The 26,339-nt window shown below is 67.0% G+C and carries 22 protein-coding genes; 5 read left to right on the top strand and 17 right to left on the bottom strand.

The window, feature by feature from the left end; translation table 11 throughout:
* Positions 1-3: 3 nt before the first annotated feature.
* The gene (locus C8P66_RS02880; RefSeq protein WP_111396697.1) at positions 4-939 is read left to right on the top strand and encodes a BKACE family enzyme; all 936 of its coding nucleotides are present in this window, start codon (positions 4-6) and stop codon (positions 937-939) included.
* Between the two features lie 9 nt (positions 940-948).
* Here the strand turns inward: C8P66_RS02880 and C8P66_RS02875 are convergent, their stop codons facing one another.
* The 16 genes from C8P66_RS02875 to C8P66_RS02800 form a co-directional block, all read right to left on the bottom strand.
* Entirely contained in the window at positions 949-2,607 is a 1,659-nt protein-coding gene (locus C8P66_RS02875; protein ID WP_111396625.1) for a long-chain-fatty-acid--CoA ligase, read from the bottom strand.
* Between the two features lie 43 nt (positions 2,608-2,650).
* Positions 2,651-3,427, bottom strand: a complete 777-nt coding sequence (locus C8P66_RS02870; RefSeq protein WP_111396624.1) for an enoyl-CoA hydratase-related protein — start codon at positions 3,425-3,427, stop codon at positions 2,651-2,653.
* The gene (locus C8P66_RS02865; RefSeq protein ID WP_111396623.1) at positions 3,424-3,807 is read right to left on the bottom strand and encodes a nuclear transport factor 2 family protein; all 384 of its coding nucleotides are present in this window, start codon (positions 3,805-3,807) and stop codon (positions 3,424-3,426) included. The genes C8P66_RS02870 and C8P66_RS02865 overlap by 4 nt, the downstream gene beginning before the upstream one ends.
* The gene (locus C8P66_RS02860) at positions 3,804-5,120 is read right to left on the bottom strand and encodes an aminotransferase class III-fold pyridoxal phosphate-dependent enzyme (RefSeq protein ID WP_111396622.1); all 1,317 of its coding nucleotides are present in this window, start codon (positions 5,118-5,120) and stop codon (positions 3,804-3,806) included. Before C8P66_RS02860 ends, C8P66_RS02865 begins: the two co-directional genes overlap by 4 nt.
* A gap of 96 nt (positions 5,121-5,216) precedes the next feature.
* Positions 5,217-6,740, bottom strand: coding sequence for a MocR-like pyridoxine biosynthesis transcription factor PdxR (gene pdxR, locus C8P66_RS02855; protein ID WP_245903175.1), 1,524 nt, complete (start codon positions 6,738-6,740; stop codon positions 5,217-5,219).
* Entirely contained in the window at positions 6,718-8,301 is a 1,584-nt protein-coding gene (locus tag C8P66_RS02850) for a hydantoinase B/oxoprolinase family protein (protein ID WP_111396621.1), read from the bottom strand. Before C8P66_RS02850 ends, pdxR begins: the two co-directional genes overlap by 23 nt.
* Positions 8,298-10,316 carry a hydantoinase/oxoprolinase family protein gene (locus C8P66_RS02845; protein WP_111396695.1) on the bottom strand — a complete coding sequence of 673 codons (2,019 nt, stop codon included), beginning with the start codon at positions 10,314-10,316 and terminating at the stop codon, positions 8,298-8,300. Before C8P66_RS02845 ends, C8P66_RS02850 begins: the two co-directional genes overlap by 4 nt.
* A 52-nt stretch (positions 10,317-10,368) precedes the next feature.
* Positions 10,369-12,006 carry a nickel ABC transporter ATP-binding protein NikE gene (gene nikE / locus C8P66_RS02840; protein WP_111396620.1) on the bottom strand — a complete coding sequence of 546 codons (1,638 nt, stop codon included), beginning with the start codon at positions 12,004-12,006 and terminating at the stop codon, positions 10,369-10,371.
* Positions 12,003-12,848, bottom strand: coding sequence for an ABC transporter permease (locus C8P66_RS02835; RefSeq protein ID WP_111396619.1), 846 nt, complete (start codon positions 12,846-12,848; stop codon positions 12,003-12,005). The genes nikE and C8P66_RS02835 overlap by 4 nt, the downstream gene beginning before the upstream one ends.
* Complete coding sequence (locus C8P66_RS02830) at positions 12,845-13,864, bottom strand: ABC transporter permease (RefSeq protein ID WP_111396618.1); 1,020 nt, start codon at positions 13,862-13,864, stop codon at positions 12,845-12,847. The genes C8P66_RS02835 and C8P66_RS02830 overlap by 4 nt, the downstream gene beginning before the upstream one ends.
* 2 nt (positions 13,865-13,866) lie before the next feature.
* Positions 13,867-15,492, bottom strand: coding sequence for an ABC transporter substrate-binding protein (locus tag C8P66_RS02825; RefSeq protein ID WP_111396617.1), 1,626 nt, complete (start codon positions 15,490-15,492; stop codon positions 13,867-13,869).
* A 125-nt stretch (positions 15,493-15,617) separates the two neighbouring features.
* Positions 15,618-16,067 carry a MaoC family dehydratase gene (locus tag C8P66_RS02820; RefSeq protein ID WP_111396616.1) on the bottom strand — a complete coding sequence of 150 codons (450 nt, stop codon included), beginning with the start codon at positions 16,065-16,067 and terminating at the stop codon, positions 15,618-15,620.
* Positions 16,064-17,761: a dipeptide ABC transporter ATP-binding protein gene (locus C8P66_RS02815; protein WP_111396615.1), complete on the bottom strand. Its 1,698-nt coding sequence runs from the start codon at positions 17,759-17,761 to the stop codon at positions 16,064-16,066. Before C8P66_RS02815 ends, C8P66_RS02820 begins: the two co-directional genes overlap by 4 nt.
* Positions 17,758-18,603, bottom strand: a complete 846-nt coding sequence (locus C8P66_RS02810; RefSeq protein WP_111396614.1) for an ABC transporter permease — start codon at positions 18,601-18,603, stop codon at positions 17,758-17,760. Before C8P66_RS02810 ends, C8P66_RS02815 begins: the two co-directional genes overlap by 4 nt.
* A complete protein-coding gene (locus C8P66_RS02805; protein ID WP_111396613.1) occupies positions 18,596-19,615 on the bottom strand; it encodes an ABC transporter permease in 1,020 nt (339 codons plus the stop codon). Before C8P66_RS02805 ends, C8P66_RS02810 begins: the two co-directional genes overlap by 8 nt.
* Before the next feature lie 3 nt (positions 19,616-19,618).
* Positions 19,619-21,217, bottom strand: a complete 1,599-nt coding sequence (locus C8P66_RS02800; protein ID WP_111396612.1) for an ABC transporter substrate-binding protein — start codon at positions 21,215-21,217, stop codon at positions 19,619-19,621.
* Between the two features lie 116 nt (positions 21,218-21,333).
* On the opposite strand from C8P66_RS02800, the gene C8P66_RS02795 reads away from it, so the two are divergent.
* The 3 genes from C8P66_RS02795 to C8P66_RS02785 are packed head-to-tail and all read left to right on the top strand — an operon-like array spanning position 21,334 to position 24,414.
* Positions 21,334-22,491, top strand: a complete 1,158-nt coding sequence (locus C8P66_RS02795) for an acyl-CoA dehydrogenase family protein (RefSeq protein ID WP_111396694.1) — start codon at positions 21,334-21,336, stop codon at positions 22,489-22,491.
* Entirely contained in the window at positions 22,488-23,267 is a 780-nt protein-coding gene (locus C8P66_RS02790) for an enoyl-CoA hydratase-related protein (RefSeq protein WP_111396611.1), read from the top strand. Before C8P66_RS02795 ends, C8P66_RS02790 begins: the two co-directional genes overlap by 4 nt.
* Position 23,268: 1 nt before the next feature.
* Positions 23,269-24,414: an acyl-CoA dehydrogenase family protein gene (locus C8P66_RS02785; RefSeq protein WP_158537073.1), complete on the top strand. Its 1,146-nt coding sequence runs from the start codon at positions 23,269-23,271 to the stop codon at positions 24,412-24,414.
* A 3-nt stretch (positions 24,415-24,417) separates the two neighbouring features.
* Here C8P66_RS02785 and C8P66_RS02780 read toward each other — a convergent pair whose 3' ends face one another.
* Positions 24,418-25,068: a GntR family transcriptional regulator gene (locus C8P66_RS02780; RefSeq protein ID WP_158537072.1), complete on the bottom strand. Its 651-nt coding sequence runs from the start codon at positions 25,066-25,068 to the stop codon at positions 24,418-24,420.
* A gap of 78 nt (positions 25,069-25,146) precedes the next feature.
* Between C8P66_RS02780 and C8P66_RS02775 the strand changes: the two genes are divergently transcribed.
* Positions 25,147-26,337, top strand: a complete 1,191-nt coding sequence (locus C8P66_RS02775) for a CaiB/BaiF CoA transferase family protein (protein WP_111396608.1) — start codon at positions 25,147-25,149, stop codon at positions 26,335-26,337.
* The last annotated feature ends 2 nt before the right edge of the window (positions 26,338-26,339 follow it).

The following is a 26,339-nucleotide window of genomic DNA, read 5'->3' as shown; positions in this document are numbered from 1 at the left end:
ATCATGGCTGCAAGCAACAAGATCATCATCAGCTGCGCCATCACCGGTGCCACCCATACGCCGACCATGTCGCCCTATCTGCCCGTAACGCCCTCCGCCATCATCGACCAGGCCGCCGAGGCGGCCGAGGCGGGTGCCGCCATCCTGCATCTGCACGCGCGCGACGCGGCGACCAGCCGCCCGACCGGCGACCTCGACACCTGGTTCCATATCCTGCGCAGCCTGAAGCAGCGCACCCCCGCCGTGCTGAACATGACGACCGGCGGCAGCACCTTCATGAGCATCGAGGACCGGCTCGCCGCTCCCCTCGCGGCAAAACCCGAGCTGTGTTCCTGCAACATGGGTTCGATGAACTTCGGCACCTACACCATGATCCCGAAATACAAGGGCAAGTGGAAGCACGATTGGGAGGAGGACTACCTCGAAGCCAGCCGCGGCGCCATCTTCCGCAACACCTTCGCCGATATCGAGGCCATCCTCGACAAGCTCGGCGCCAATGGCACGCGCTTCGAATTCGAATGCTACGATGTCGGCCACCTCTACAACCTCGCGCATATGATGGATCGCGGCTTGGTGAAGCTGCCGATGTTCGTGCAGCTGATCGTCGGCACGCTCGGCGGCATCGGCGCCGAGCCCGAGAACCTGGTCTTCATGAAGAAGACCGCCGACAAGCTCTTCGGGGACCAGTATCGCTGGTCGGTCCTGGCCGGGGGGCGCCACCAGCTCAACATGGGCACCATGGCCGCGACCATGGGTGGCAATGTGCGCGTTGGCATGGAAGACAGCCTCTACGCCGGCAAGGGCAAGATGGCGACCAGCAATGCCGAGCAGGTGCGGTTGATCCGCGAGATCCTGGAGCGCCTGTCACTGGAGATCGCGACGCCGGATGAGGCGCGGGAGATGCTGGGGCTGAAGGGCGGCGACCAGACCGCCTTCTGACGCGACGGCTCAGCCGGCCTTGGCCCATTCGGCCAGATGCAGGCTGCGCCAGTCGATCTTGTTGCTGCCCGAACGCGGCAGGCTGTCGACGAATTCCACGAGGCGCGGCACCTTGTAGGCGGCCATCACGCCCCGCGCCCATTCGATGAGCGCGGGCGCCTCCAATGTGGCCCCGGGGCGCAGCACGACAAAGACCTTCACCGTCTCACCACGATACGGATCGGGTGCGGCGATGACGCAGCATTCGCGGATGGCGGGGTGGTGGTAGAGCGTCGCCTCACATTCCGCCGGCCAGACTTTGAAGCCGCTGACGCTGATCATCCGCTTCAGCCGGTCGGAGATGTAGAAATACCCCTCCTCATCCACCCGCCCCAGATCGCCTGTCCGCAGGAAACGCAGCCCATCGCGTTCGAGGAACACCTCCGCATCGGCATCGGGGCGGTTCCAATAGCCGCGCATGAGCTGCGGGCCGGCGATGATGATCTCGCCGAGTTCACCGACCGGGACCTCATCCAGCGTTTCGGGATCGATGATGCGCGAGACCGTGTCCTGGATCGGGATGCCCAGGCATTGCGGCTTGGGGCGATCCGGCGGGTTGAGATGCGTCGCCGCGATGGTCTCGCTCAAGCCATAGCCTTCGACGAAGCGCAGGCCCCATCGGCGATCCAACTCCGCCGCCACGGCCACCGGCATGGTCGATCCCCCGCCGGTCAGGATACGGAGCTTCGCAAACGCACGTTCATCGAAACCCGGTGCCGCCAGCACATCCACGACCATGGTGGGCGCAGCACTCCAGAGCGTCACCCCGTAGCGCGTGAACAAAGGCGAGATCAGATCTCGATCCCATCGCGCCATGATGACAACCGTCGCGCCCGACACCACGCAGCCATTCAGCGACACCTGCATGCCGGCGACGTGGAACATCGGCATGAAGCCGGTGACCACGGTGTCGTCATCGTAACCATACCACGCTGCCTGGGCGAGGGCGGTGAAGAGCGTGCTCGCATGGGTATGCGCGCAGGCCTTGGGCTTGCCAGTCGTGCCGGACGTATAGGGCATAACGCAAAGATCATCGTGCCCCGCCATATCCGGCAATGGTGCCATCGTCTCGGCAAGCGCTGTCGGCCAGGCGATCGCGCCCTCGGGCAATGCGGCGGGCAGCACGGATTCGGCCATCACCGGCGGCAGATGGAACGGCGAGGGATCGGGCACTTCGTCGGCATAGGCGGCAACGATGACATGGGCGAGCGGTGCCGGCATCAAACCGGCAAACCGGCTCAGGACTTCGCCCCCCACCAGCGCCACCCGCGCGCCGCTATCCTCGCAGAGATAGGCCAGCTCCGGCGCCATGTTCATCGGGTTCACCGGCACCACCACCGCCCCGGCCCGTAGGATGGCGTGGTAGCCGATGGCGAAATGCGGCGAGTTCTGCATGTCCAGCAGCACCCGGTCCCCCCTCCGCACCCCGCAGCGATGCTGCAGGAAAGCCGCGAGCCGTTCCACCCGCGCCAGCATCTCGGCGAAGGTGATCTCGGCGCCATAGAAGACGAGGGCGATATGATCGGGTCGTCGCGCGGCGGAACGGCGCAGCGCCTCACCCAGGCTGCGGGGCATGGTGCCGATGCTGCGGGGCACGCCCTTGGGCCAGAACGGCGATTGCTCTGTCATGCCCGTGTTCCGAATAGAGAAACGCAGTTTCAACCGAACAGCGTCAGCCTGTCCAGCGCGGCGGCCGCTTTTCGGTGAAGGCGCGGGGACCTTCCACACGATTGGGCGAGGCACGCATCCGGGCATAGGCCGGCATGTCACCGCCCCGCATCGTCGCGTAGGCGTCCCGCACCGAAAGATGTGACGTGCGCTGGACAATCTCCATCGTCGCCGCAACGGCGGTGGGCGCCGCGGCACGAATCATCCGGGCCAGGTCAAGCGCCGCCGCCATCACCTCCGGCGCGGGAACCAGGCGGTTGATGAGGCCATGGCGATGCAGATCCTCCGCGCTGGCGAAACGGCCGGTGAGCAGCAGATCCATCGCCAGGGCCGGTGGCAGGCGGCGTGGGGCACGGATGACGCCGCCCCCTTCCGCGACGAGGCCGTGCCGTACCTCGGGCAAGGCAAAGCGCGCCTCGGTGCTTGCCACAACGAGATCGCAGGCCAGAACAAGTTCGAAGCCGCCACCTGCCGCGATGCCATTCACGGCGGCGATGACCGGCTTCACCAGGCTCCACCGCTCCGTCAGCCCCATGTATCCGCCGCTGCCAAAGCCGTCCTCGTCGCCGTGCCCGGCGGCGACCTCCTTCAGATCCCACCCGGCGGAAAAGAAGCGCTCACCGCCCCCGGTCACAATGCAGACACGCAAGGCGTCGTCAGCCTCAAAGCGACTGAAGGCGGCATCCAGCCCTTCGCTCATTGCCTGGTCGATGGCATTGGCCGGCGGGCGGTCCATGGTGATGACGAGGATGTCGTCCTCGACGACCTCGACCCCGATCATGCGGGAAGGGGATCGAACGCCCAGGCCTTGCAGACAATCTTCCAGCCATCGGCGAACTTGACCAGCAGCAGGTCGTCGACAAAGCGGTTGGGTGCGAGCGCATCCCTGACGCGGACATGCGCGGTGCTCGGGCTTGCGATTGCAACGCTCAGCACCTCATCGATGCGCGGATCGTTGCGGCTGGCAGGCGCGGGCCGGCCGGAGACGCGGATCATGTAGCTGTCCAGATCGACGGCATCGGTCGCACCGCCCTCGCTGGTGAACAGCTGCGCCTGCGGATGGAACACCGCGCGAAAGCCCTCCACGCTGCCATCATACAATGCGTCGAAATAGCCCTGCACCGTGGCCAGGACAGCCGCCTTGACATCATGCTCGATCACTTGGCGCTCTCCATCATCCGGTTGTGTTCACGGTCGGCAAGGTCGAGGCTCCTGTCCAGAATGTCGAGCAAGGTTTCCGACTGCGCCTCGGAGATAATCAAAGGCGGCGCCAGGAACAACGAGACCTGTTCGCCGCTGGTGCCGATCACGGCCCCTGCCTCCAGCGCGAGCGCCGCGACGCGGGAGGCGATAGGCGCCTCGGCGGTATCCGCCAGCCAGCCGCGCCAATCGGGGCCGTGCAGTTCGATCGTCCAATGCAGCCCCTGCCCGGCAACGCGACAGACGCTGGGATGGCGCCGCGCGATCTCTTCCAGACGCCGGGCGTAAAGCACTTCCAATCCGCGCACCCGCTCCAGCAAGGCTTCCTCGTGCAGGATGCGCAGATAGGCGCTGACCGCCGCCATGGTCATGGGGTGGCCGCGCAGCGTGCCATAGTTCTGCCAGCTCGTGCCTTCGAGCCTTGCCACCAGATCCTTCGAGAGCAGCACGGCGGCGACGGCCACGGCACCCCCACCCAGCCCCTTGCCCATGGTCACGATATCTGGCCGGCTCTGCCCGCCCTGGAAGGCGAAGGGACGCCCGGAGCGGCCAAGTCCGGTCACCACCTCATCGGCGATCCAGAACGCGCCCTGTGCCCGCGCCATGGCCGCGACAGCATCCTGGTAGGCGCCATCATGGTAGAACCCGCCCTGGGTATAATCGAGGATGACGGCTGCCGAGCCGGCCAGCATCGCCGGCACGCCCGCAAGCCGTTCAGCCAGCGGCGTCACCGGACCGGGCGGGCTCAGATACAACGCGCCCTCTGGCGCCGGCAGTACATGCACGGGCGCGCAGGGAAACGGGCGCCTGGTGCCGCCATTGGGTGCCGCGAGGCCGCCATGCCATTGCGGCTGCACCGTCACGTCCCGCGACAGGCCGACAAGGCCGTGGTAGGCCCGCTCGCGCGTCGCGATCGCGTGCCGGCCCGTCAGCGCCTGGGACAGCGAAAGCGCGATGTCATTCGCCTCGCTCCCACTCAGGCAGAAGCGAACGGCGCCGGCCCAGCTTTCCTCGCCTTGCAAGCCGTAGTCGAAGAAGTCCTCCGCGGCCTGGTCACGGCCAAGCCAGCTCCAGCCCTCGCTGACCACCGGCACGCCGGCGGCCTCACGCAAGGCTTCGACCATACGCGGATGGGCATGACCGAGCGGCCCGCCGGTGTTGCTGCCATCGAGCACACGGCGGCCGTCCTGCAGATGGAAATACACGCCCTGCCCGCCCACCACGCGGGGCGCTTCCGTGCCGGCGTTCAACCCAGTCCGCAGCAGCCTGCCCATCACGCGCCCCTTTACGATCGAAGTACCGAGGCTAGGGTCCGAATCCGCGGGACGACAGCGCCAGTTGCGACGCAAAGCGATGAGCCAGAGGCGGCGTCACGCACGAAGCTTCGCTGCTACGGCAGCAAGACGCGGCATCGCCTCGGCCTCTTGCAACCGGCCATAGCCGATCACGAGGCCCTGCCGGTCAGGCGTTCCGAGATAGCATTGCGACAAGGGCTGGATGAAATTTCCGGCCTGCCGACTGCGCTCTGACGCTTCCCGATCGCTCATGCGTGCGGCCATAGCCGGGGTGAACAGCGCGGTCAGATGCAAGCCCGCGGCCGTGGGCGCCACCTCGAGATCATCGGGCATCAATGTCCGCACAGCATGCAGCACCGCCTGCTGCCGCTCGGCATAGAGCTTCCGCATCCGACGCAGGTAGCGCAGCAAATGGCCCTGGCGCAGGAATTCCGCCAGGGCCGGTTGCGCCGTTCCGGCCGAGTGCACATCGATCCGGGCGCGACCTTGCCCGAAGGCTTCGACAAATCGACGGCTGGCGACGAGATATCCCAGGCGCAGACTCGGCATCATGACCTTGGAGAAGGTGCCGAGGTAGATGACGCGGCCCATGCGGTCGAGCGATTTCAGCGACGCCGCCATGCTGTCGCGGTGACGGAACTCGGAGTTGTAGTCATCCTCGATCACCCAACTTCCCTGGCTGCCGGCCCACTCAAGCAGTTCCAGCCGCCGCTCCAGCCCCATCACGACGCCGAGTGGGAATTGGTGCGATGGTGTCACCACGGCGAGCTTGGCACGCGGCGCCCGACGAATGCCCTCGGCGACGATCATCCCCTTCTCATCGACCGGAACCGGCACCAGCTTCGCGCCCGCAGCCTTGAGACTCCAGCGCGCCTCAATGAAGCCCGGCTCCTCCACCCAGACCTCATCGCCAGGATCGAGCAGCATGCGACAGCAGAGGTCGAGCGCCCCCGAGCTGGCGGGGGTGATGACAACTTCTTCCGGCCGGCAGAGCAGGCCGCGCACGGCGCCGAGGAACTCCGCCGTCGCCTCGCGCAACGGATGCCAGCCGAGCGGCGACATGTCGATGCAGGCGGAGCGCAGCGGGTTGTGCCATGCCTGCCGCAGCAATCGCGCCCAGATATCAAAAGGAAAGTTGCTGATATCCGGCGTGCCGGTGCTGAAGGCAGATCCGGTCTCGAAGACATACTCCGTGCGCAGCAGCGAGGTCCAGCGATCGGACAGGAAGCCGTCCGGCGCATCCGCCTCGGGCATCGGTGCCGCGGCCCCCGGCGCCAAAGCGATATCCGCAACCCGCACCCCGCCGCGCGGAACGGAGACCAGGTAGCCCTCGGCGTAAAGCAGGTCGCAGGCGGCCAATACGATGGCACGCGAACAGCCGAGCTCTGAGGCGATGTCCCGCGAACCGAGCAGCCGCGTGCCCGCCGGCAGACGGCCATCGAGGATGCGCTGGCGCAGATGCGCCGCGAGTTGCTGGTAGAGCGGCAATTCCGCGCGGCGATCCAGATGCATCCCGGCCATCGACATGCGCCGGCCCGCCATCACACCCCCCGCCTCCATCAGCGGGGGAGTCTGCCTATCCCCGGTCGGGAACGCCATAGCCGCCGCCGCCGCAGGCTTCCAGCGTCACCAGATCATCCTGTTGCAGCAGCATGTTGGCCTTGCCCGAAAGGATTTCCACCACACCGTTCCGCTCCAGCGTGATGCGGAAGGGCAGCCCGGGCTTGCCCCCCTGCAGCCCAAAGGGCGGGATGATGTTGCGCTCGACACAGGTGGTCAGCCACATCGAAGGCGCCAACACGCGATAGCGGCGCACCACGCCGTCCCCACCCCTGTGCCGCCCGGCGCCGCCGGCACCGCGGCGGATGGATTGTTCCTCAATACGGATTGCGTAATTGGCCTCGATCATCTCCGCCGGGGTATTGGAGGTATTGGTCAGATGCACGCGCGTCGCGGGAACGCCGTCGCGATCGTGGCGGGCGCCCTCGCCGCCGCCATGGACCTCATACAGCATGCGCCAGGGCAGCCCTTGCCGTGGCTCGGCGAAGGCGAGCAGCCCGGAGGTCGTCGGCCCGCCGGCGGAGAGCCGTTCGGGGATCACATTCTCCATGGCGCGGAATATCGCATCCACGATCCGCATGGAGGTTTCATGATTGCCGGCGGCGACGGCGGCATCCCAGCCGGGCTCCAGGATCGAGCCAGGCCGGGTGATGATGGTGAGTGGCCGCAGCGCGCCGGCATTCTGCTGCATCTCACGCCCGCTGATGATCCGCGCGGAATAGGCGACGGCGGAGCGCGCGATGAAGGGCGTCATGTTGCAAAAATTCGCGACACGATCCGACGACCCGGAAAGGTCAAACAGCGCCTCATCGCCCTTGATCTCGATGCGGACATGGATCCGCGCCGGGGCGCCATCCGGGCCGCCATCGTCGAGGAAATCCTCGCCCTCATAGGTGCCATCGGGCAGATCGAGGATCGCGGCCCGCATCTCGGCCTCCGACAGATCATGCAGGCGCACCATGGCATCGAGGAAGGTCTGCGTGCCATGCTGCGCGCAAAGCTCGTGGATGCGCCGTTCGGCCGCATGGGTGGCGGCGATCTGCGCCAGCAGGTCGCCCTCACAGGCGACCGGGTCGCGTACATTGTGCAGGATGAAATCCAGCACCGGACGATTGATCCCGGCGGCGCTGGCGATCGGCATCGGCGGTATCCGAATCGCCTCCTGGAAGGTATCGAAGGCCTTGGCGAAATAGCTGCCGGGCCAGGTGCCGCCGACATCGGGCCAATGCGCAAGGCTGAGCGCGAAGGCCACGATCTTGCCATCCACGAAGACCGGCCGCGCCACTTTCACATCATTGAGGTGGTTCCCACCCAGCGCGCCAAGATTGTAGATCAGCGCATCACCTTCGCGCATACCCTCGGCCGGGCAGACCTTCAGCAACTCCTTCACCGTATAGGCCATGGCGCCAAGGTGGATCGGGATGTCGCGCCCTTGCCCGACCAGCCCGCCCTCGGCGTCGGTGACGGCCGAGGAGAGGTCCCCCGCCTCGCGCAGCAGCGGCGACCGCGCCGAGCGCGTCATCACCAGGCTCATCTCCTCCGCCGCGGCGGAAAGCCCGTGGCGAATGACCTCGACGACGAAGGGATCGAGCGTGCTCATGCCGCACTCCTGGTCAGGAAGAGGTTTCCGGCCGTGTCGCCTCGTGCCTGCCACCCGGGCGGCACGATGACGGTGGACCAGGCGTCCTCGATGATGGCCGGTCCTTGCACGATGCCGATGAGCGTCTCGCGCGGCAGGATCGCGGTGGCGACGCTGCCCACATCTGGAAAGACGCAATCCCGCGACCGCGGCGGCCGCGGTGGGCGACCGACATCGGGCCGCGCCAGCGCCGTGGTCGAGGCCTTGCGCGCCTGCACCCGCAGCGCCTCGATCACGCAGGGTTCGGAGGTGGCATAGCCAAAAAGTTCGCGATGGCGGCGGTGGAATTCCGCTTCCAGCCCCGCGGGGTCCAACGGAATGGCGAAGGGCACCGGCAGGGAGTCGCTCTGTGCCGCGTAGCGCATCAAGGCGATGTGCTCCATTTCAATGCCCGCAGCCTCGACGCCATTGGCGATCAGCGGGCTGGTCGCCTCGCTTGCCATCTCCGCAACGCGGGTCGCGAAGCCAGCCAGTTCCAGACCATCGAGCGCCAGGCGCACCGTGCGCTGTTGCAGGAAGCTGAAATCGGCGGTGAGGCAACCGAGCGCCGAGAAGGCGCTGGAGGCCGCCGGCACGATGACCTCGGTCAACCCATACATTTCGGCCAAGCCGGCCGCATGCATCGGCCCGCCGCCACCAAAGGCGAGCAACGCGCAGTCGCGCCCATCGACGCCACGTTCCACCGTCACGCGGCGCAGCGCGCGCGCCATCGCGGCATTGGCAACGCGGATGATGCCGAGCGCGGTTTCGGTAAGCCCAAGCTTGAGCTCCGCCGCGATCGGCGCAATGACGGCGCGGGCCGCATCGACGTCGAGGCTGATGGTGTCACCCAACTTCGCATCCGGGTCGAGGTAACCAAGCACGGCATTCGCATCGGTGATGGTCGGCGCCAGGCCGCCACGGCCGTAGCAGGCGGGGCCAGGTTCCGATCCCGCGCTCTCCGGGCCGACGCTCAACCCTCCGGGCCCGAGCTTCACGATGGAACCGCCGCCGGCACCGATGGAATGCACCGCCAACATCGGCTGGCGCAGCGGCCGGCCGCCGATCATGCGCGTATCGGTCATCTCCGCGACGCCATCGACGATCAGGCAGACATCCGTGGTGGTGCCGCCCATGTCGAAGGTCAGCACCCGTGGCCGGCCAAGATCGCGCGCGAGGCGCGCCGAGGCCGATACCCCCGCCGCCGGGCCGGACGCCGCCATGACCAACGGCCGCAGCTTCACCGCCGGCACCGGCACCATCGCCCCCGCCGAGTGGAACACCTGCAAGCCCGCCCCGATCGGCAGCTTCTCCTCCAACTCGGTCAGGTACTCGACCGCGATCGGCATCGCCGCGGCATTGAAGGCGGTGGAGGATGTGCGTTCGTATTCGCGCGCTTCCGGGTTGATCTCGTGGGAGACGCAGACATGCGGCACCACGTCGCGCAGGCGCTCAGCCAGCAGCTTTTCATGCACCGGATTCGCGTAGGAATGCAGGAGGGAAATGGCGACGCTCTGGGCGCCGCTCGCGCGCAGCCAGACCAGCAGGCGCTGGATCTCCGCCTCCTCCAGCGGCTTGAGCACGGCGCCGGTGTGGTCCAGCCGCTCCTGCACGCCGAAGCACAAGGCGGCGGGCACCAGCGGCGGCGCTTTCGGCGGCAGGTCGAGGCGATACAGCTCCTGGCGGCGATAGCGGCCGATCTCCAGAACATCCTCGAAGCCCGCGGTCGCGACCAGCGCAACCTTTGGCAGCCGGCCTTCAACCAAGGCATTGGTGATGCGCGTGGTGCCATGCACGAAGCGGCGCACATCCGCCTGCCCCAGCCCCACTGCCGCCAAGGCTTCCAGCATCGCGCGCACCGGCGCATCGGGGCGCGAGGGCACCTTGGCGATGCGGGTCTCGTCGCTGCCGGGGCGCACGGCGATGATGTCGGTGAAGGTGCCGCCGATATCGGTGCCGATATCCCAGATCCGCTGCTGCACGCGACTCGTCTCCATCAGAACGCCATCCCGCGAAGGCCAGGCCAACGCGGGGTGGTTCGGGGTTGCCTCAGCCGACAAGCGCAGCCTCGGGATCGAAATGCGGAATGGCTGCCAGCAATTCGCGCGTATAGGCCGCCTTGGGGTTCGCGAACAGCGCCTCGCTGGCGCCCTGTTCCACGATGCGGCCCTGGCGCAGCACGATCGTGCGCTCGCACATCATGCGCACGACGTTGAGATCATGGCTGACGAACAGAAAGGCCAGATCCTCCTGCCGCCGCAGATCATCCAGCAGCTTGAGGATGAGCGCCTGCACCGACACATCCAACGCCGCCGTCGGCTCGTCCAGCACCAGCAGCCGCGGCTTCAGCGCAATGGCGCGGGCGATGCCAACCCGTGCCTTCTGCCCGCCCGACAATTGATGTGGGAAGCGCGACAACAAGTCCGGCGGCAGGCCGACGCGATGGGCGCACTCCTCGACGCAATGGCGCAATGCGCCTCCCTCCTTCAGCCCCCCCAAACGCCGCAGCGGATGGGCGATGCTGTCGAAGGCGGAGAAGCGCGGGTTGAGGCTTTCATGCGGGTCCTGAAAGACGATCTGGATCTCCCGCCGGAATGGCGAGGTGTGGAAATCCCGCGCCGGCAGCCCCCCGATATCCTCGCCACGGAACAGCACATCGCCGGCACTGCGGTCGATCAGGCGGCAGATGAGGCGTGAGATGGTGCTCTTGCCCGAGCCGGATTCCCCGACCAGACCCAGGCTCTCGCCGGGCCTGAGGGTGAAGGACACATCATCGACCGCCGTGACCCGCCCGTAGCGCTTCACAAGGCCCTGAACCTCCAGCAGCGGCGGGGTGCCGGCCGGTTCTGGCGCGCGCGTCAGGGGTGGCGCCGGCGCCTCGCCGACCAGCTCCGCGACGGTGGAACGCGGTGTCGGCGATGCGGCGACCAGGCGGCGCGAATAGGGGTGGATGGGGCGTTGAAACAGCGTCACCGCATCGGCGCGCTCGACGATTTCCCCGTCCTGCATCACAGCCACCTGGCCGCAGTATTGCGCGGCGAGGCCGAGGTCGTGGGTGATGAGAATCAGCGCCATGTCGCGCTCCGCCGTCAGCCGCGCCAGGAGGTCCATCACCGTCTTCTGCGTGGTGACGTCGAGGCCCGTGGTCGGCTCATCGGCGATGAGCAAGGCGGGCGCGCGGGCGATCGCCATGGCGATCATCACCCGCTGGCACATGCCGCCCGACATCTCATGCGGATAGGCATCGAAGCGCTGCTCCGGGTCACGGATCAGCACGGCATGCAGCAGCGCCAGCGCCTGGTCGCGCAAGGAACCGGCCCCGCTGCCGGCGCCCAACGCATCCATCACCTGCCGGCCGATGCTGCGGATCGGGTTCAGCGCGGCGCGCGGGTTCTGGAACACCATGGAAATGGCACCACCCCGCAGCGCCTGCATGTCGCCGCCGGTCGCATGGGTGATGTCACGGCCACGAAAGAAGATGCGCCCGCCGGTGATGCGCCCCGCGCGATCGAGCAGCCTCGTGACGGCATAGGCGGTGACGGATTTGCCCGACCCGCTCTCGCCGACAATGCCAAGCGTCGCACCGGGTTCGATCTCCAGCGAGACGCCCCGCACCGCCTTGACCTCACCCGCGCGGGTCGAGAAGCCGACATGCAGATCCTCGATCCGCAACAGGGGCGTGCTCATGTCCGCATCCGCGGGTCGAGGATGTCGCGCAGCCCGTCACCCAGAAGGTTGAAGCACAGCACGGCAAGCATCAGCGCCAGCCCAGGAAACGCCACCAGCCACCATTGCCCCGCGCTGATGAAGCGGGCGCCCTCGGCGACCATGATGCCCCATTCCGGAGTTGGCGCGGTGACGCCGAGACCGAGGAAGGACAGCCCCGCCGCGTTCAGGATGGCCCAGCCGAGGTTCAGCGAGATCTGCACCGCCATGGCCGGCAGGATGTTCGGCAGCAGGAAGCGCAGCACGACCGAGAGATGGCCCTCGCCGCCGGCCCGTGCCGCCTCGACCCATCCGGCATCGCGGCGCACATTCACCTCGGCGCGGGCGAAGCGGATGTAGAAGGGCAGGTTGATGACCGCGGTGGCGATGATGATGTTCTCGACCCGGTTGCCAAGCGCTGCCACCAGCGCCATGGCCAGCACGAACAGCGGGAAGGCCATCAGCACATCCACGACGCGGCCGACCACGCGATCGAGCCGCCCGCCGCGATAGCCGCAGAAGCTGCCGATCACCGCCCCCAGCACGAAGGACACGCCGACCGCCGAGGCGGCGATGGCCAGGTCCAGCCGCGTCGCCGCCATCAGCCGGCTGAGGATGTCGCGCCCAAGCTGGTCGGTGCCGGCCCAATGCGCCGCCGAGGGCGGCTGCAAGGCGCTCGCCACATCCGATTCGATCGGGTCATAGGGCATCAGCCAGGGCGCGAAGGCCGCCAGCATCAGCAACAGCACGGCGCCCAAGGTGGCAACGGCGGTGACGGGATTGCCACGCAACACCCAGCCGGCGTGGCGCAGCGTGGCGATCATGCGACCGAGACCCGCGGATCGGCGATACCGTAGAGCACATCGATCAGCAGGTTCACCATCACGAAAACCGCGGCCATCAAAAGCACGAAGCCCTGCACCGGCGCGTAATCCGATGCGAGCAGCGCATCCAGCGCGTAGGAGCCGATGCCGGGCCAGGAGAACACCTTCTCGACCAGCACATTGGCGCCGAGCATGGTGGAGAACACGATGCCGATGATGGTCAGCACCGGCAGAATCGCATTGCGCAGCCCATAGACCGCAACCACCCGCCAGCGCGACAGCCCGATGGACCGCGCGGTGCGGATGAAGTCGCTGCCCAGCACCGAAAGCATCGACGCCCGCGTCATCCGCGCCAGCGGCGCCAGCACGAACAGCGCCATGGTCAGCGCAGGCAATACGAGTTGCGCGGCCGCCGCTTGCCACCCCTCCCAATCACCGACCAAAGCGAAATCGATCAGCAGGAAGCCGGTGATATCGGGCGGCGAGGCGGCGAAGATGTCGAGCCGCCCGGTCGGATCGGGGGCGATGCCGAACTGCACGTAGAAGACGTAGACCAGCAGCAACCCCGAGACGAAGGTCGGCACGCAGACCCCGAGTGTGCAGACCATCCGCACCGCATGGTCGATCGCCGATCCCGGCCGCACCGCCGCGAGGATGCCGAGCGGGAGCGCGAGCCCGAGGGCCAGCACCAGCGCGCAAAGAGTCAGTTCGAGCGACGCCGGCAACCGCTCCCCCAGATCATGCACGACCGTCTGCCCCGTGGTCAGCGACCGGCCCAGATTGCCGGTGCCGACGTCGTAGAGGTAGCGCAGCAACTGCTCCGGAATGGGCCGGTCCAGGCCCAGATCCTTCCGAACCGCGTCGATCTCCGCCTGCCCCGCATTGGGGCCGGAGGAGAAGAACACCGCCGGATCGCCCGGCAGCACGCGCATCAGCAGGAAGGTGAACACCACCACCCCAAGCAGCGCCGGCAACGAAGCCAGCAGACGCCCGCCGATACGCCGCAGCACCCGCATGCTCAGCCCCGCTTCAGGTCGCGGTAATCGATCTGGCGATGGAACCAGTAGGTGTAGTTGTTGACGTCGGCGGCCATGACCGCGTCGGTATTGGCCTGCCACAGCATGATCTGCGGCACCTGGTCGCCCAGCAGGGTGATCATGCGCTTGCAGGCGGCATCGTATGTCGCGGGATCGGTTTCGAAGCGCGCGGCAGCCGCCAGCGCGTTGACCTCGGGGTTGTTCCAGCTGCTGAAGTTCCAGCGCTGCTCACGGGTGAAGTAGATCCGGAAGAAGTAGTCCGGCGCCGGCAGCCAGGCCGTGCCGCTGTCGGTGAAGAAGGGCACGCGCTTCTCGGTGATCATCGTCGCCATCTGCGAGTCAGGCATCTTCTGGATGGTGACGTCGATGCCGATCTTGGCGAGGGATTCCTTCACCAGCGCGGCCATGGGCTCGGCGAAGGGCGCATAGCTGGTGGCGAAGGAGAAGGTGGTGGCGAAGCCATTGGCATGGCCCGCCTCCGCCATCAGGGACTTGGCACGATCCAGGTCGAGGTTCAGCGGCATCGCCTGCGGAAAATCACTGCTCGGTGCCTCCGTCCAATGCGCACCGAACAGCGCCTTGCCACGGTTGAACTGCGCTGCCTGGAAGATGTCGCCATAGGGGATGGCCGCGGCAATCGCCTGTCGCACCTTCACATTGTCGAAGGGCGCCATCTGGGTATTGAACACGATGGCGTTGAAGGCGTTGGTCGCCGGGATCGAGACCACCTTCACCTTGCCGCGTTGCTGCAACATCGGAATGTCGCTGGAGGCGAGATCGATCGACAGATCGGCATCGCCTCGTTCCATCAGATTGCTGCGGGTCGCCGCTTCCGGCACCGTCTGCAGGATGATGCGCTTGAAGAACGGCAGGTTGCCGCCCGCGCCGCCCTTCCAGGCTTCGTTGCGCTTCAGGATCAGCTGCTGCCCCGGGCGATTGGTCTCGACCATATAGGCGCCGCTGGCGGCGGTGTTCTCCTTCATCCAGGCCAGCGCCCAGGGGTCGTCGCTGGTCGCGTGCTTCTTGGCCAGGGTGCTGTTGACCATGATCGCGAAGGGCACGCAGAGATTAGCCAGTGCCAGTCGGTCAGGCTGATCGAGCTTCACCTCCACGGTGCGCGGGCCGGTGATGCTGAATTGCTCGGCCTTGGTCAGCGAGCCGCTGGAGAGCTGGCTCGGCGCCAGCGAACGGGCGAGGACGGCGCGATCGAGCGACCATTTGATGTCCTCGGCGGTGACCGGCGTGCCGTCATGCCAGGTCGCATCGGGGCGCAGATGGAAGGTCAACGTGCGGCCATCGGCGGAGCGTTCGACCTTCTCGGCCAGCTCACCGCGAATATTGTCCAGGTCGAAGACCCAGTTGCCGTCCAGTTGCTTGCGGCCGAAGCTCGCGAGCCGGTCGTAGACGCTCATGGCGACGCCATAGCTCTCGCGCGTACTGCCCGGCGCCGTCGGATCGAGCGAATTCACCGTGCCGCCCATGACATGGCGCAGCGTTTCGGCGCGGGTCTGCGCCGCTGCCTCCTGCGGCAGTGCGGCGCTGCCCATGGCGCCGCCGACGGCGGCCCCGAGGACGCCCTTGAGACCTTGCCTGCGATTAAATGTCATACCAGCCACCCCCGGCGTTAGCCATGTCGGCGGCACTTCGTCCCTGGTCATTTTTTCTTCCCCTTTGGAGCGCAGTTCACCTGTCCGTGAAAAGTGCCAGATTTCGGCCAAAGCCGTGAGCCAGATCAGGGCCGGCTCAGCAGGATCACCACATGATCGCCGCTGACCACCACCGTGCCATCCGCCTTGAGCAGCGCGCCACGTTCCGTCGCGATGCCACGGCCGGGCTTGGAGCTTGCTCGCTTTTCTACCAGCTCCAGGCGCAGATGCACCACATCGCCGGGCTCCAGCGGGGCCAGGAAGCGCACCTTGTCCCAGCCGAGGGAGGCGATGACGCTGCGGTCGAAGCCGCCCATCTCCGCCTTCAACCCCTCGACCAGCGCCAGGGCGAAGAGCCCATGGGCGATCCGGCCGGAGAACCCCGCCGCGCGCGCAAAGGCGTCGTCCATATGGACGGGGTGGCGCTCTCCGGTCAGTTCGGCATAGCGGTCGATATCGGCCAAAGTGATGGTGCGGGCCGCGCTTTCCAGCACGGTTCCCGGCGTGAAGTCCTCGAACCAGATCTGTTCGGTCATGTGGCCCCCAATGCGCGCTGGCCACGCAGCCGCGGAATGGCCGCGAGCAGGCTGCGGGTATAGTCATGCGCCGGGCGGTTGAAGACCTGCTCGGCGGTGCCGCTCTCGACGATCTTGCCTTTGTACATCACGATAATGCGGTCGCAGAGCAGCCGCACGACGTTGAGATCGTGGCTGACGAACAGCTGCGCCACCCCCTCCTCCCGCCGCAGCCGCGTCAGCAGCCGCAGCACCACCGCCTGCACCGAGACATCGAGCGCGCTGGTCGGCTCATCCAGCACCAGCAGGCGCGGTTCGACCACCATGGCGCGGGCGATGCCGACGCGCGCCTTCTGCCCACCGGAGAGTTGGTGCGGGTAGCGCGGCAGCAGCGCCAGCGGCAGCCCGACCCGTGTCGCCGCGCGCTCCACCCTGGCACGCAGCGCCGCCCTGCCCTCATGCGGCAGCAACTGGCCAACCGGATCGGCGATCGCCTCGAACACGCTGAAGCGGGGGTTGAGGCTCTCGGTCGGGTCCTGGAACACCATCTGGATCAGCCGCCGTTGCGGCAGGCTGGCGAAGCGTCCCGGCGAAATGCGCTGGATCGGCGTGCCCTGCAGCAGAACCTCGCCGGCATCGGCCGCGATCAGACGGTTTATCATGCGCGAGAGCGTCGATTTGCCGCAACCCGATTCCCCGACCAGCCCCACGGCCTCACCAGGGCGGATCACCAGATCGACGCCATCCACCGCGCGCAGCATCGCGGTATCGCGCGGCTTCCAGAAATTCGACAGCCCGCGCGGGCGTGCGAAGGCGTAACTCTTGCTCAGGCCACGCACCTCCAGCACCGGCGCGGCAAGCCGGTCGCCGCGGGGCGGCGCGGGGGGCAGAGGTTCCTCATCCGGTGAAAGATCGTCGATGACATCAACCGAGGATGGCGTGCTGCGCAGCAGGCGGCGGGTATAGGGATGCCGGGGACGCGTAAAAATCTCGGCGACGGGGGCATCCTCCACCACCTCGCCCGACTGCATCACCAGAATGCGGTCGCAGTATTCGGAGGCCAAGGCGAGGTCGTGGGTGATGAAGATGGTGCCGACACCGCCCCGCCTTACCGCGTCGCGGAACACATCCATCACCGCCGCCTGGGTGGTGACGTCGAGCCCCGTGGTCGGCTCATCGGCGATCAGCAGCCGCGGCGCGCAGGCCAGCGCCATGGCGATGCCGATGCGCTGACACATGCCGCCGGACAGCTCGTAGGGATAGGCGCTGGCGCGGCGTTCAGGCTCGGCGATCCGCATCTGGCGCAGCGCATCGAGCACCCGCGCCCGCAAGGTGGCGGTGGAGCCCGCATCATGCCGCGCGATCACATCAGCGATCTGCACGCCAACGGGACGGATGGGATTCAGCGCCGTGCGCGGGTTCTGGAAGACGATGGACATCGCCGCCCCGCGCAACTCGTTCAGCGCCCCCTGCCCCAGCCGCAGCAGATCCTGTCCGCCGAACATCGCCTGGCCGCTGCTGACCCGCCCCGCGCGGTCCAACAGCCCGAGCAAGGTGAAGGCGGTGACGGATTTTCCGGAGCCGCTTTCCCCGACGATGCCAAGCATCTCGCCGGGCGCCAGGTCGAAGGAGACGTGCTTCAGCGCCGGGACGATGCCGGAGCGGGTGCGGAATTCGACCGACAGGTCACGCACCGAAAGCAGCGGCGCCGTCATGTCCGCGTCCGCGGATCGACGACATCCCGCAGCCCGTCGCCCAGCAGGTTGAAGCAGAACACCGCCAGCATCAGCGCGAGGCCGGGAAAGGTTGCGATCCACCAGCGGCCGGAGACGATGAACTGCGCGCCCTCGGCGACCATGATCCCCCATTCCGGCGCCGGCGCCCGCACGCCCAGCCCGATGAAGGACAGCCCCGCCGTATTCAGCACCGCCCAGCCGAGGTTCACCGAGGCCTGCACCACCAGCGCCGGCAGGATGTTCGGCAGCAGGAAGACCCGCAGAATACGCGCATGGCCGGAGCCGCCGACCCGCGCGGCCTCGATATAGCCGAGGCTGCGCCGCACGCTGACCTCCGCCCGTGAAAGCCGGATGTAGAAGGGCAGGTTGATGACCGCCGTGGCATAGACAACGCTGGACACCGAATTGCCCAGCGCCGCCACCATGCCCATCGCCAGCACGAACAGCGGAAACGCCATCAGCACATCGGTGGTGCGGCTGCCGATGGTGTCGAGCGGCCCGCGGAAATACCCCATCGATGCGCCGATCACCGCCCCCACCGCCATGGACAGCAGCACCGCCGCGAAGGCGATGGCCAGATCCAACCGCGCCGCCACGACGACCCGTGAGAACACGTCCCGCCCCAACTGGTCCGTGCCGAACCAATGCAGCGCGGAGGGCGGTTGCAAGGCCACCGCGGTTTCGGTCGCGATGGGATCGAAGGGCACCAGCGCCGGCCCGACCGCGGCACAGCCCAGCAGCAGCACGAGCAGCAGCAGCGCCACCAGATTCACCGGGTTCTCCGCCAGCACATAGCGGAGCAGCAACAGCCGCTCACGCATGGGTCAGCAGGCCGGTACGCGGATCGATCACGGCATAGAGCAGGTCGATCACAAAATTCACCAGCACGAATATCCCGGCCATCACCAGCATGAAGCCCTGCACCGGCGCGTAATCCAGCGAGATCAGCGAATCCAGCGCATAGGAGCCAACCCCCGGCCAGGCGAAGACCCGCTCCACCAGCACATTCGCACCCAGCATATTGGAGAAGATCATGCCGAGCGTGGTGACGATCGGCAGCAAAGCATTGCGCAGCGCATAGGAGACGATGATCGTCCGTCGCCTGAGCCCATTGGCGCGGGCCGTGCGGATGAATTCGCTGCTCAGCACGCCCAGCATGGCCGCACGCGTCATCCGCGCCAGCGGCGCCAGCGCGAACAGCGCCATGGTGACCGCGGGCAGCACGATCTGTCGCGCCGCCATGCCAAACCCCTCGGTATCGCCGGCCAGCAGCGTGTCGATCAGCAGCAGCCCGGTGATGCGCGGGGGCATGATGGCGAAGGGATCGATGCGCCCGATCGGCTCCGGCGCCCAGCCGAGCAGATAATACAGCAGATAGATCAGCAGCAGCCCGCTGACGAAGGTCGGCAGCGAAACGCCGGCCGTGCTCAGCACGCGGCAGACGTGATCCAGCAGCGAACCCGGCCGCAGGGCGGCGGCAATGCCGAGTGGCAAGGCCACCGCGATGGCGATGGCAAAGGCAACCAAGGTCAGTTCCAGCGAGGCCGGCAGGCGTTGCAGCAGATCGGCCGCCACCGGCTGCCCGGTGCTGATCGACTGCCCCAGATCACCGTGCGCAAGCTGGCCGACATAGACGAAGAACTGCTGCCACAGCGGCAGGTCCAGCCCCAGTTTTTGCCGCACCGCCGCGATGGTGGCGGCATCGGCCGTGACGCTGTTGGCGAAGAACACCGCCGGGTCGCCCGGCAGCAGATGCGTCAGCACGAAGGTCACCACGACCACGCCGGCCAGCGTCGGCACCAGGCCGAGCAGGCGGCCGACGAGAAACCCCATGCGTCAGGCCCGTTTCAACGACCGCAGCTCAAGCATCCGGTGGAAGAGGTATTTGTAACCCTCCACCGACTTCTGCATGCCGGTATCCAGCGCCGGCTGCCAGAGCAGGATGATCGGCACCTCCTGCTTCGCCAGGTTGATCATGCGGGTGACATCGGCCTCATAGGCCGCACGGTCGCTCTCGAACCGCGTCTTCTCGACCAGCGCCTGGAACTCGGGGTTGGCGTAGCTGCCGAAGTTCCATCGCGTCGGACCATTGTAGAAAATGCGGAAGAAGTAGTCCGGATCAGCGAAATAGGCGGCCGAGCCCTCGAAGAAGAAGGGCACTTCCTTGTTCTGCAACAGCGTGCCGAGCTGGCCGCCGGGCACCTTGTTGATGGTGACGCGGATGCCGATCTTGGCCAGCGATTCCTGCACCAGCAGCGACACCGGCTCCGCCACCGTCGCCAGCGACAATTCGAAGGAGAATGTGGTCTCGAACCCGACCGGGAAGCCGGCCTCGGTCAGCAGCGCCTTGGCCTTGCCGAGGTCGGTGTCATAGCCCAGCGGCTGCGGGAATTGCGTGCCATCGGCCTCGTTGGGCTTGCCGCCGAACAGCGGCTGGCCGCGTTTGAACAGCGCCGCATCGAACATCTGCTGGTAGGGCAGCGCATAGGCGATGGCCTGGCGCACCTTGACGTTGTCGAAGGGCGCCTTGGTGTTGTTCATCCCGATGAACTGGAAGGCGCCGGACATCGGCACGCCGACGACCTTCACCTTGCCCTCCTGCGCCATCGAGACAGCGTCCTGCGGCGGCAAATCCTGCGCGATATCGGCATCGCCGCGTTCCAGCGAGGTCCGACGCGTCTGCGCATTCGGCACCATTTGCCACAAGACGCGGCGGAAGCCCGGCAGCGCGCCATTCTTCCAGGCATCGAAGCGCGACAGGGTCAGGCTCTGGCCGGGAGTGTGGGTGTCGAGCTTGAACGGCCCGCCGCCCGCGACATTGGTCTTGAGCCATTCGGCGGCCCAGGGATCGGCCGCGGTTGCGTGTTCCTTCGCGAGTTTGGAATTGAAGATGACCGGATAGGTGCCGGCGAGGTTGGGCAAGGTGAAGCGATCGGCCCGCGGCACGGTGATGCGGATGGTGCGCGCATCGACCACGGTGAACTGGTCGGCGCTGGTCATCGAGCCGGTGGAGAACTGCGACTTGCCGACCGGTGTGTTCACCACGCGATCGAGCGACCACTTCACATCCTCGGCCGTGACCGGGCTGCCGTCGTGGAAAGTGGCATCGGGCCGCAGGTGCAAGGTGATGGTCTTGCCGTCGTCCGTGACCTCGTAGCGCTCGGCAAGCTCACCCTCGATCTTGTAGTAGTCGAAGGTGAGCGTCCCATCCGGCCGTGTCTGCGTGCCGAAGCTCAGCAGGCGGTCGTAGGTATTCCAATGCGCCTGAATCGCGCTGCGGTTCACGCCGACGCCGATGGGATCGAAGCTGTTCGGCCCGGCCTCGCTGAGGACCCGCAAGCTCTCCGCGCGGGTCTGGGCATGGGCCCATCGCATCGGGGCCAGGCCCATGAGCCCGGCGGCAGCGGCCAGCTTGCCCAAATCACGACGATTCATCGCTACTCTCCCGTTCGAATGCGGTCGATACCCGGTTTTTCCCCACCATTGACAGGGCCTTTGGCCCCCGGAAATATGGAACAGCGTTTTTAGAATTGAAACAAGTGGAGATCCACATGGATCCGGCGGGCCCTGAGGACCTCAAGCTGCTCGCCCAGGGCGTGCGGTCCTTCGTCGAGGCGGAGTTGCAGCCGCATGAGGCTCTGGTGGAGCGGCTCGACGCCGTTCCGGACGAGTTGTTCCGCGAGATCCAGCGAAAAGCCCTGGCCGCCGGCTTCTATGCCTTGAACATGCCGGAGGAACACGGTGGCGGCGGCCTCACCTCCCCCGAGCGCGCGGTCGCGGAGATCGAATTCGGCCGCGTGAGCCGTGCGCTGGGCGTGATCTGCAACCGCCCCGCGCCGATCCTGAAGGCCTGCGTCGGCGACCAGATCGAGACCTATCTGCGCCCCACCATCCGCGGCGAGCGTTGGGAGTGCTTTGCGCTGACCGAACCCGGCGCCGGATCGGATGCGCGGGCGATCATCACCAAGGCGGTGGGTGACGGCGACGACTACATCATCAACGGCACCAAGCAGTTCATCACCCTGGCGATGCGGGCGGATTACATCATCACCTTCGCCGTCACCGGCGTGGAGGATACACCCCGCGGGCCGCGCAAGCGCATCACCGCCTTCCTGGTGGACAAGGGCACGCCGGGCATCACGGTCACGCCGCTCGACGTGCTGTCGAACCGCGGCATGAAGTCCTGCATCATCTCCTTCGACGATGTGCGGGTGCCGGGACGCAATATCCTGGGCGCGGAGGGCGGCGGCTTCGCCATCGCCAAGACTTGGATTTTTTCGGGCCGGGTGATGCTGGCGGCGAATTGCGTGGGCCTCGCGGAGCGTGCCATGGGCATCGCCGCGCAATGGGCCAATACCCGCGTCGCCTTCGGCAAGCCCATCGGGCAGTTCCAGGGCACCTCCTTCAAGCTCGCCGATATGGCAACCGAGATCCACGCGACCCGGCTGATGGTCTTCGATGCGGCGGCCAAGATGCAGGACGGCACGATCACCCAGCGCGAGGCCTCGCAGGTCAACCTGTTCGGGTCCGAGATGGTCGGGCGGGTGACCGACAATGCGCTGCAAATCCTGGGCGGCATGGGCGTCACCAAGGACCTGCCGCTGGAACGCTTCTGGCGCGATGCGCGGGTGGAACGCATCTGGGAAGGCACCTCGGAGATTCATCGCGACATCATCTCCAAGGATGTGCTGCGGGAGTTCAGCGCATGAGCTCGCGCATCAAGGTTTCCGCCAATGGCCCGATCCTGGAGATCATGTTCGACCACCCGCCGGCGAACGCCATCGACCAGCGCGCGAGCCGGGACCTGGACGCCGCACTCGACAGGCTGCGCGACGACCCCGCGCTCCGGGTCGGCATCGTCTGTGCCAACCCCGAGGGCCGCATCTACTCCGCGGGCTGGGACCTCAAGGCCGTGGCGGCCGGCGATGGCGGCCAGGATTTCGGCAACAACGGCTTCATGTCGCTGGAGCGGTCCGATCTGAACAAGCCGCTGATCGCCGCGGTGCATGGGCTCGCGGTCGGTGGCGGGTTCGAGTTCGCGCTGATGTGCAACATCGTGCTGGCCACGGCGGACACCGAATTTGGCCTGCCCGAGTTGATCCGCGGCTTCCTGCCCGGGGCCGGCGGGCTGTGGCGCGTGCTGCGGCGCCTGCCCACCAACATCGGCTATGAACTGCTGCTGACCGGCCGCCGCCTGACCGCCGCGGAAGGTGAGCGGCACGGCTTCGTCAACCGCATCGTGCCGAAGGACGCGTTGCTGCCCGCCGCCCGCGCCATGGCCGCGCAGATCTGCGCCGGTGCGCCGCTGGCGGTGGAGGCCTTGCTCGAAGTCGCGCGCGCCGTCGAAACCCTGCCGGACAGCGAGGCCTTCGCGATGATGCGCTCGGGCCTGCCGACGCATGAGCGCATGATGGCTTCCGAAGATTTCCATGAAGGCCCACGCGCCTTCGCCGAGAAGCGCCCACCGCGCTGGAAGGGCCTGTAGCATGGACTTCGACCTCAACGACGAACAGCGCGCCATGCGCGACGCGCTGCGTGCCTTCCTCCTCAAGGAATGCCCGATCGAATACGTGCGAGAGTGCGACGAGAAGGAAGCCTACCCCTACGAGCTTTACGAGAAGCTGGCGGCGCAAGGCTGGCTCGGCATCCCCATCGCCGAGGAATATGGCGGCACCGGCGGCTCCTGCATGGACCTCGTGCTGTTCCTGGAAGAACTGGCGCGGCATTTCGAGGCCGCGGCGAACCTCTACTACACCACCATCGTCATCGCCGCCGATGCCATCGGCCATTTCGGCACCGAGGCCCAGAAGCGCGAGCTGCTGCCCAAGCTTGCCGCCGGCAAGCTGCGCTTCGCCTTCTCGCTGTCCGAGCCGAATTCCGGCTCCGATGCCGCCTCGCTGCGGACGCGCGCGGTGATGGATGGCAATGAGTGGCTGATCAACGGCCAGAAGATGTTCTGCTCCGCGGCCCAGGTCGCGGATTACATCCTGCTGATGGCGCGCACGGATACGGAGGCCCCAAAGCACAAGGGCATCACCATGTTCCTGCTCGACCCCAAGGCGCCCGGCGTCGAGATCCGCCGCTTGAAGAAGCTCGGCCTCAAGCCGATGGATCTGAACGAGATTTTCCTGACCGATGTGCGCGTCCCTGCCGATGCCATCATCGGGGAAGCGAACAAGGGCTGGACCAACGTCCTCAAGACCCTGGATTACGAGCGCTGCTGCCTCTCGGGCGTCAATGTCGGCGCGGCGCAATCTGTGCTGGAGAAATGCCTCGCCTATAGCCAGGAGCGCGAGCAATTCGGCCAGAAGATCTCCTCCTTCCAACTCACCCGCGCCAAGCTCGCGGATATGGAGATGGAGATCGATGCCGCCAGGCTGCTGACCTACCGCAGCGCCACGCTGGTGGATAAGGGCATCGCCAACAACAAGGAATCGGCGATCGGCAACCTCGCCTCATCGGAGACCTATGTCCGTGCGGCGCTGAACGGCATGCGGATCATGGGCGGCTGGGGCTACCTCATGGAATACGACATGCAGCGCCACTTCCGCGACAGCAAGCTCGCCGAGATCGGCGGCGGCACCTCGGAAATCCTGCGCATCGTCATCTCGCGCGAGATGCTGAAGGGCTGAACCTTAGCCCGCCAGCAGCGCCAGCCAGCGGCGCTTGCCGGCCAGCACATGGTCCTCGCCAAGCCGGCGCGCCTCGGCCGCGTCGCCCGCGGCGATGGCGGCCATGCAGGCGGCGTGTTCGGCATTGCTGTCCTGGCGGTTGCCGACCGCGACCAGGGATTCCCGCCGCGCCCGCCAGCCCTCGCGCAGCGCGGCATCATAGGCCGCCGCCACCCGGCGATGCCCGGCGGCGGCGAAGATCGCGGCGTGGAAGTCGAGGTTGAGCGTGTAATAGGCCTCGGCGTCGGTCTCCGCCTCCATCGCCACGACGAAGCCATGCAGCGGCGCCAGCAACGCCGGCGTCGCGCGCAGCGCCAGCCGCGCGCAGGCGAAGCCGTTCAGCAGCGCCCGCATGTCATAGACCTCGGCGACATCCTCGGCCTCCAGCACGCGCACCCGCATGCCGCGATGGACCTCGCCCTCCACCAGCCCGGTCTGTTCCAGCGCCCGCAGCGCCTCCCGCACCGGGCCGCGCGAGACGCCGAGGTCGGCCGCCAGCGCGGCCTCGTTCAACCGGGTGCCGGGCGGCAGGCTGCCGTTGAGGATCCGCGCCTCCAGCGAGGAACGGACGACATCGGTCAGGGCGCGGCGCGGCGGGGGGAGGGTATCGGGCACCGGGACAGTGTCGCGGGCGCCAACACCTTTGGTCAACCTATTGTTGACAATCTGTCGGCATACCGAAAATATGAGGCCATGACCGACGCACCCTCCCCCTGCACCGCGCTGTCGCGCTTCACTGTCCTCGATCTGACGCGGGTCCGCTCCGGCCCCACCTGCGTCCGGCAACTCGCCGATTGGGGCGCGAATGTCATCAAGATCGAGATGCCGGAAGGCCTCGACCAGGGCGATCCGATGGGCGGCCCCCGCATGGGTTCGGATTTCCAGAACCTGCACCGCAACAAGCGGGCGCTGACGCTCAACCTGAAGCAGCCCGAAGGCGTCGCGCTGCTGAAGCGCCTGGTGGAAACCGCCGATGTCATCGTCGAGAATTTTCGGCCCGATGTGAAGGAGCGCCTGGGCATCGGCTATGCCGACCTCTCGGCGGTCAACCCGCGGCTGATCTATGCCAGCATCTCCGGCTTCGGCCAGGACGGCCCCTATGCCGGGCGCCCGGGCTTCGACCAGATCGCCCAGGGCATGGGCGGGCTGATGTCCATCACCGGCGAGCCGGGCCACGGCCCCATGCGCGTCGGCATCCCCATCGCCGACCTCACCGCCGGGATCTTCGCGAGCCAGGGCATCATGGTCGCCCTGCTGGAGCGTGAGGTTTCGGGCAAGGGGCAATGGGTGCAGACCAGCCTGTTGCAGGCCCAGGCCTTCATGCTCGACTTCCAGGCCAGCCGCTGGCTGATGCAGGGCCAGGTCGCCAAGCAGGCCGGCAACGACCACCCGACCAGCATCCCGACCGGCGTCTTCCCGACCGCGGACGGCTTCGTCAACATCGCGGCCAGCGGCAATGCGATCTGGGCGCGCTGCGCCAAGGCGCTCGGGCTCGACGCGCTGATCACCGACCCACGGTTTTCCGGCGGCGAGGAACGCTCGGAGAACCGGCATGCGCTGAACGCGCTGATCGCCGAGAAGACCAAGGCCTTCGCCAGCGAGGAGCTGGTCGAGAGCATGAACAAGGCCGGCGTCCCTTGCGGGCCGATCAACACCATCGACAAGGTCTTCGCCGATCCGCAGGTGCAGCATTTGGGCATTGCCCAGACGCTGAACGGCAATCGCACCGCGACCTATGTCGGGCAGCCCTTCACGCTGTCGCGCACGAACTCGGCCATCGTTTCGCATCCCCCGGCGATCGGGGAACACACGGATGCGATCCTGGCCGATCTTGGAATGGATGCGGCCGAGATCGCGCGGCTCCGCGAAGCACAGGTGGTTTGAAG

It is taken from the genome of Humitalea rosea (genome assembly GCF_003253705.1).
GTDB classification, from domain to species: Bacteria; Pseudomonadota; Alphaproteobacteria; order Acetobacterales; family Acetobacteraceae; genus Humitalea; species Humitalea rosea.
The sequence above is the reverse complement of the archived record's forward strand: the minus strand, read 5'-3'. Positions and strand labels throughout refer to the sequence as shown.

Excerpts from the sequence above, each read along its gene's own strand:
- C8P66_RS02880 (WP_111396697.1), top strand. The coding sequence starts at position 4 with ATGGCTGCAAGCAACAAGATCATCATCAGCTGCGCCATCACCGGTGCC.
- C8P66_RS02875 (WP_111396625.1), bottom strand. The coding sequence starts at position 2,607 with ATGACAGAGCAATCGCCGTTCTGGCCCAAGGGCGTGCCCCGCAGCATC.
- C8P66_RS02870 (WP_111396624.1), bottom strand. The coding sequence starts at position 3,427 with ATGATCGGGGTCGAGGTCGTCGAGGACGACATCCTCGTCATCACCATG.
- C8P66_RS02860 (WP_111396622.1), bottom strand. The coding sequence starts at position 5,120 with ATGGGCAGGCTGCTGCGGACTGGGTTGAACGCCGGCACGGAAGCGCCC.
- pdxR (WP_245903175.1), bottom strand. The coding sequence starts at position 6,740 with ATGGCGTTCCCGACCGGGGATAGGCAGACTCCCCCGCTGATGGAGGCG.
- C8P66_RS02850 (WP_111396621.1), bottom strand. The coding sequence starts at position 8,301 with ATGAGCACGCTCGATCCCTTCGTCGTCGAGGTCATTCGCCACGGGCTT.
- C8P66_RS02845 (WP_111396695.1), bottom strand. The coding sequence starts at position 10,316 with ATGGAGACGAGTCGCGTGCAGCAGCGGATCTGGGATATCGGCACCGAT.
- nikE (WP_111396620.1), bottom strand. The coding sequence starts at position 12,006 with ATGAGCACGCCCCTGTTGCGGATCGAGGATCTGCATGTCGGCTTCTCG.
- C8P66_RS02835 (WP_111396619.1), bottom strand. The coding sequence starts at position 12,848 with ATGATCGCCACGCTGCGCCACGCCGGCTGGGTGTTGCGTGGCAATCCC.
- C8P66_RS02830 (WP_111396618.1), bottom strand. The coding sequence starts at position 13,864 with ATGCGGGTGCTGCGGCGTATCGGCGGGCGTCTGCTGGCTTCGTTGCCG.
- C8P66_RS02825 (WP_111396617.1), bottom strand. The coding sequence starts at position 15,492 with ATGACATTTAATCGCAGGCAAGGTCTCAAGGGCGTCCTCGGGGCCGCC.
- C8P66_RS02820 (WP_111396616.1), bottom strand. The coding sequence starts at position 16,067 with ATGACCGAACAGATCTGGTTCGAGGACTTCACGCCGGGAACCGTGCTG.
- C8P66_RS02815 (WP_111396615.1), bottom strand. The coding sequence starts at position 17,761 with ATGACGGCGCCGCTGCTTTCGGTGCGTGACCTGTCGGTCGAATTCCGC.
- C8P66_RS02810 (WP_111396614.1), bottom strand. The coding sequence starts at position 18,603 with ATGCGTGAGCGGCTGTTGCTGCTCCGCTATGTGCTGGCGGAGAACCCG.
- C8P66_RS02805 (WP_111396613.1), bottom strand. The coding sequence starts at position 19,615 with ATGGGGTTTCTCGTCGGCCGCCTGCTCGGCCTGGTGCCGACGCTGGCC.
- C8P66_RS02800 (WP_111396612.1), bottom strand. The coding sequence starts at position 21,217 with ATGAATCGTCGTGATTTGGGCAAGCTGGCCGCTGCCGCCGGGCTCATG.
- C8P66_RS02795 (WP_111396694.1), top strand. The coding sequence starts at position 21,334 with ATGGATCCGGCGGGCCCTGAGGACCTCAAGCTGCTCGCCCAGGGCGTG.
- C8P66_RS02790 (WP_111396611.1), top strand. The coding sequence starts at position 22,488 with ATGAGCTCGCGCATCAAGGTTTCCGCCAATGGCCCGATCCTGGAGATC.
- C8P66_RS02785 (WP_158537073.1), top strand. The coding sequence starts at position 23,269 with ATGGACTTCGACCTCAACGACGAACAGCGCGCCATGCGCGACGCGCTG.
- C8P66_RS02775 (WP_111396608.1), top strand. The coding sequence starts at position 25,147 with ATGACCGACGCACCCTCCCCCTGCACCGCGCTGTCGCGCTTCACTGTC.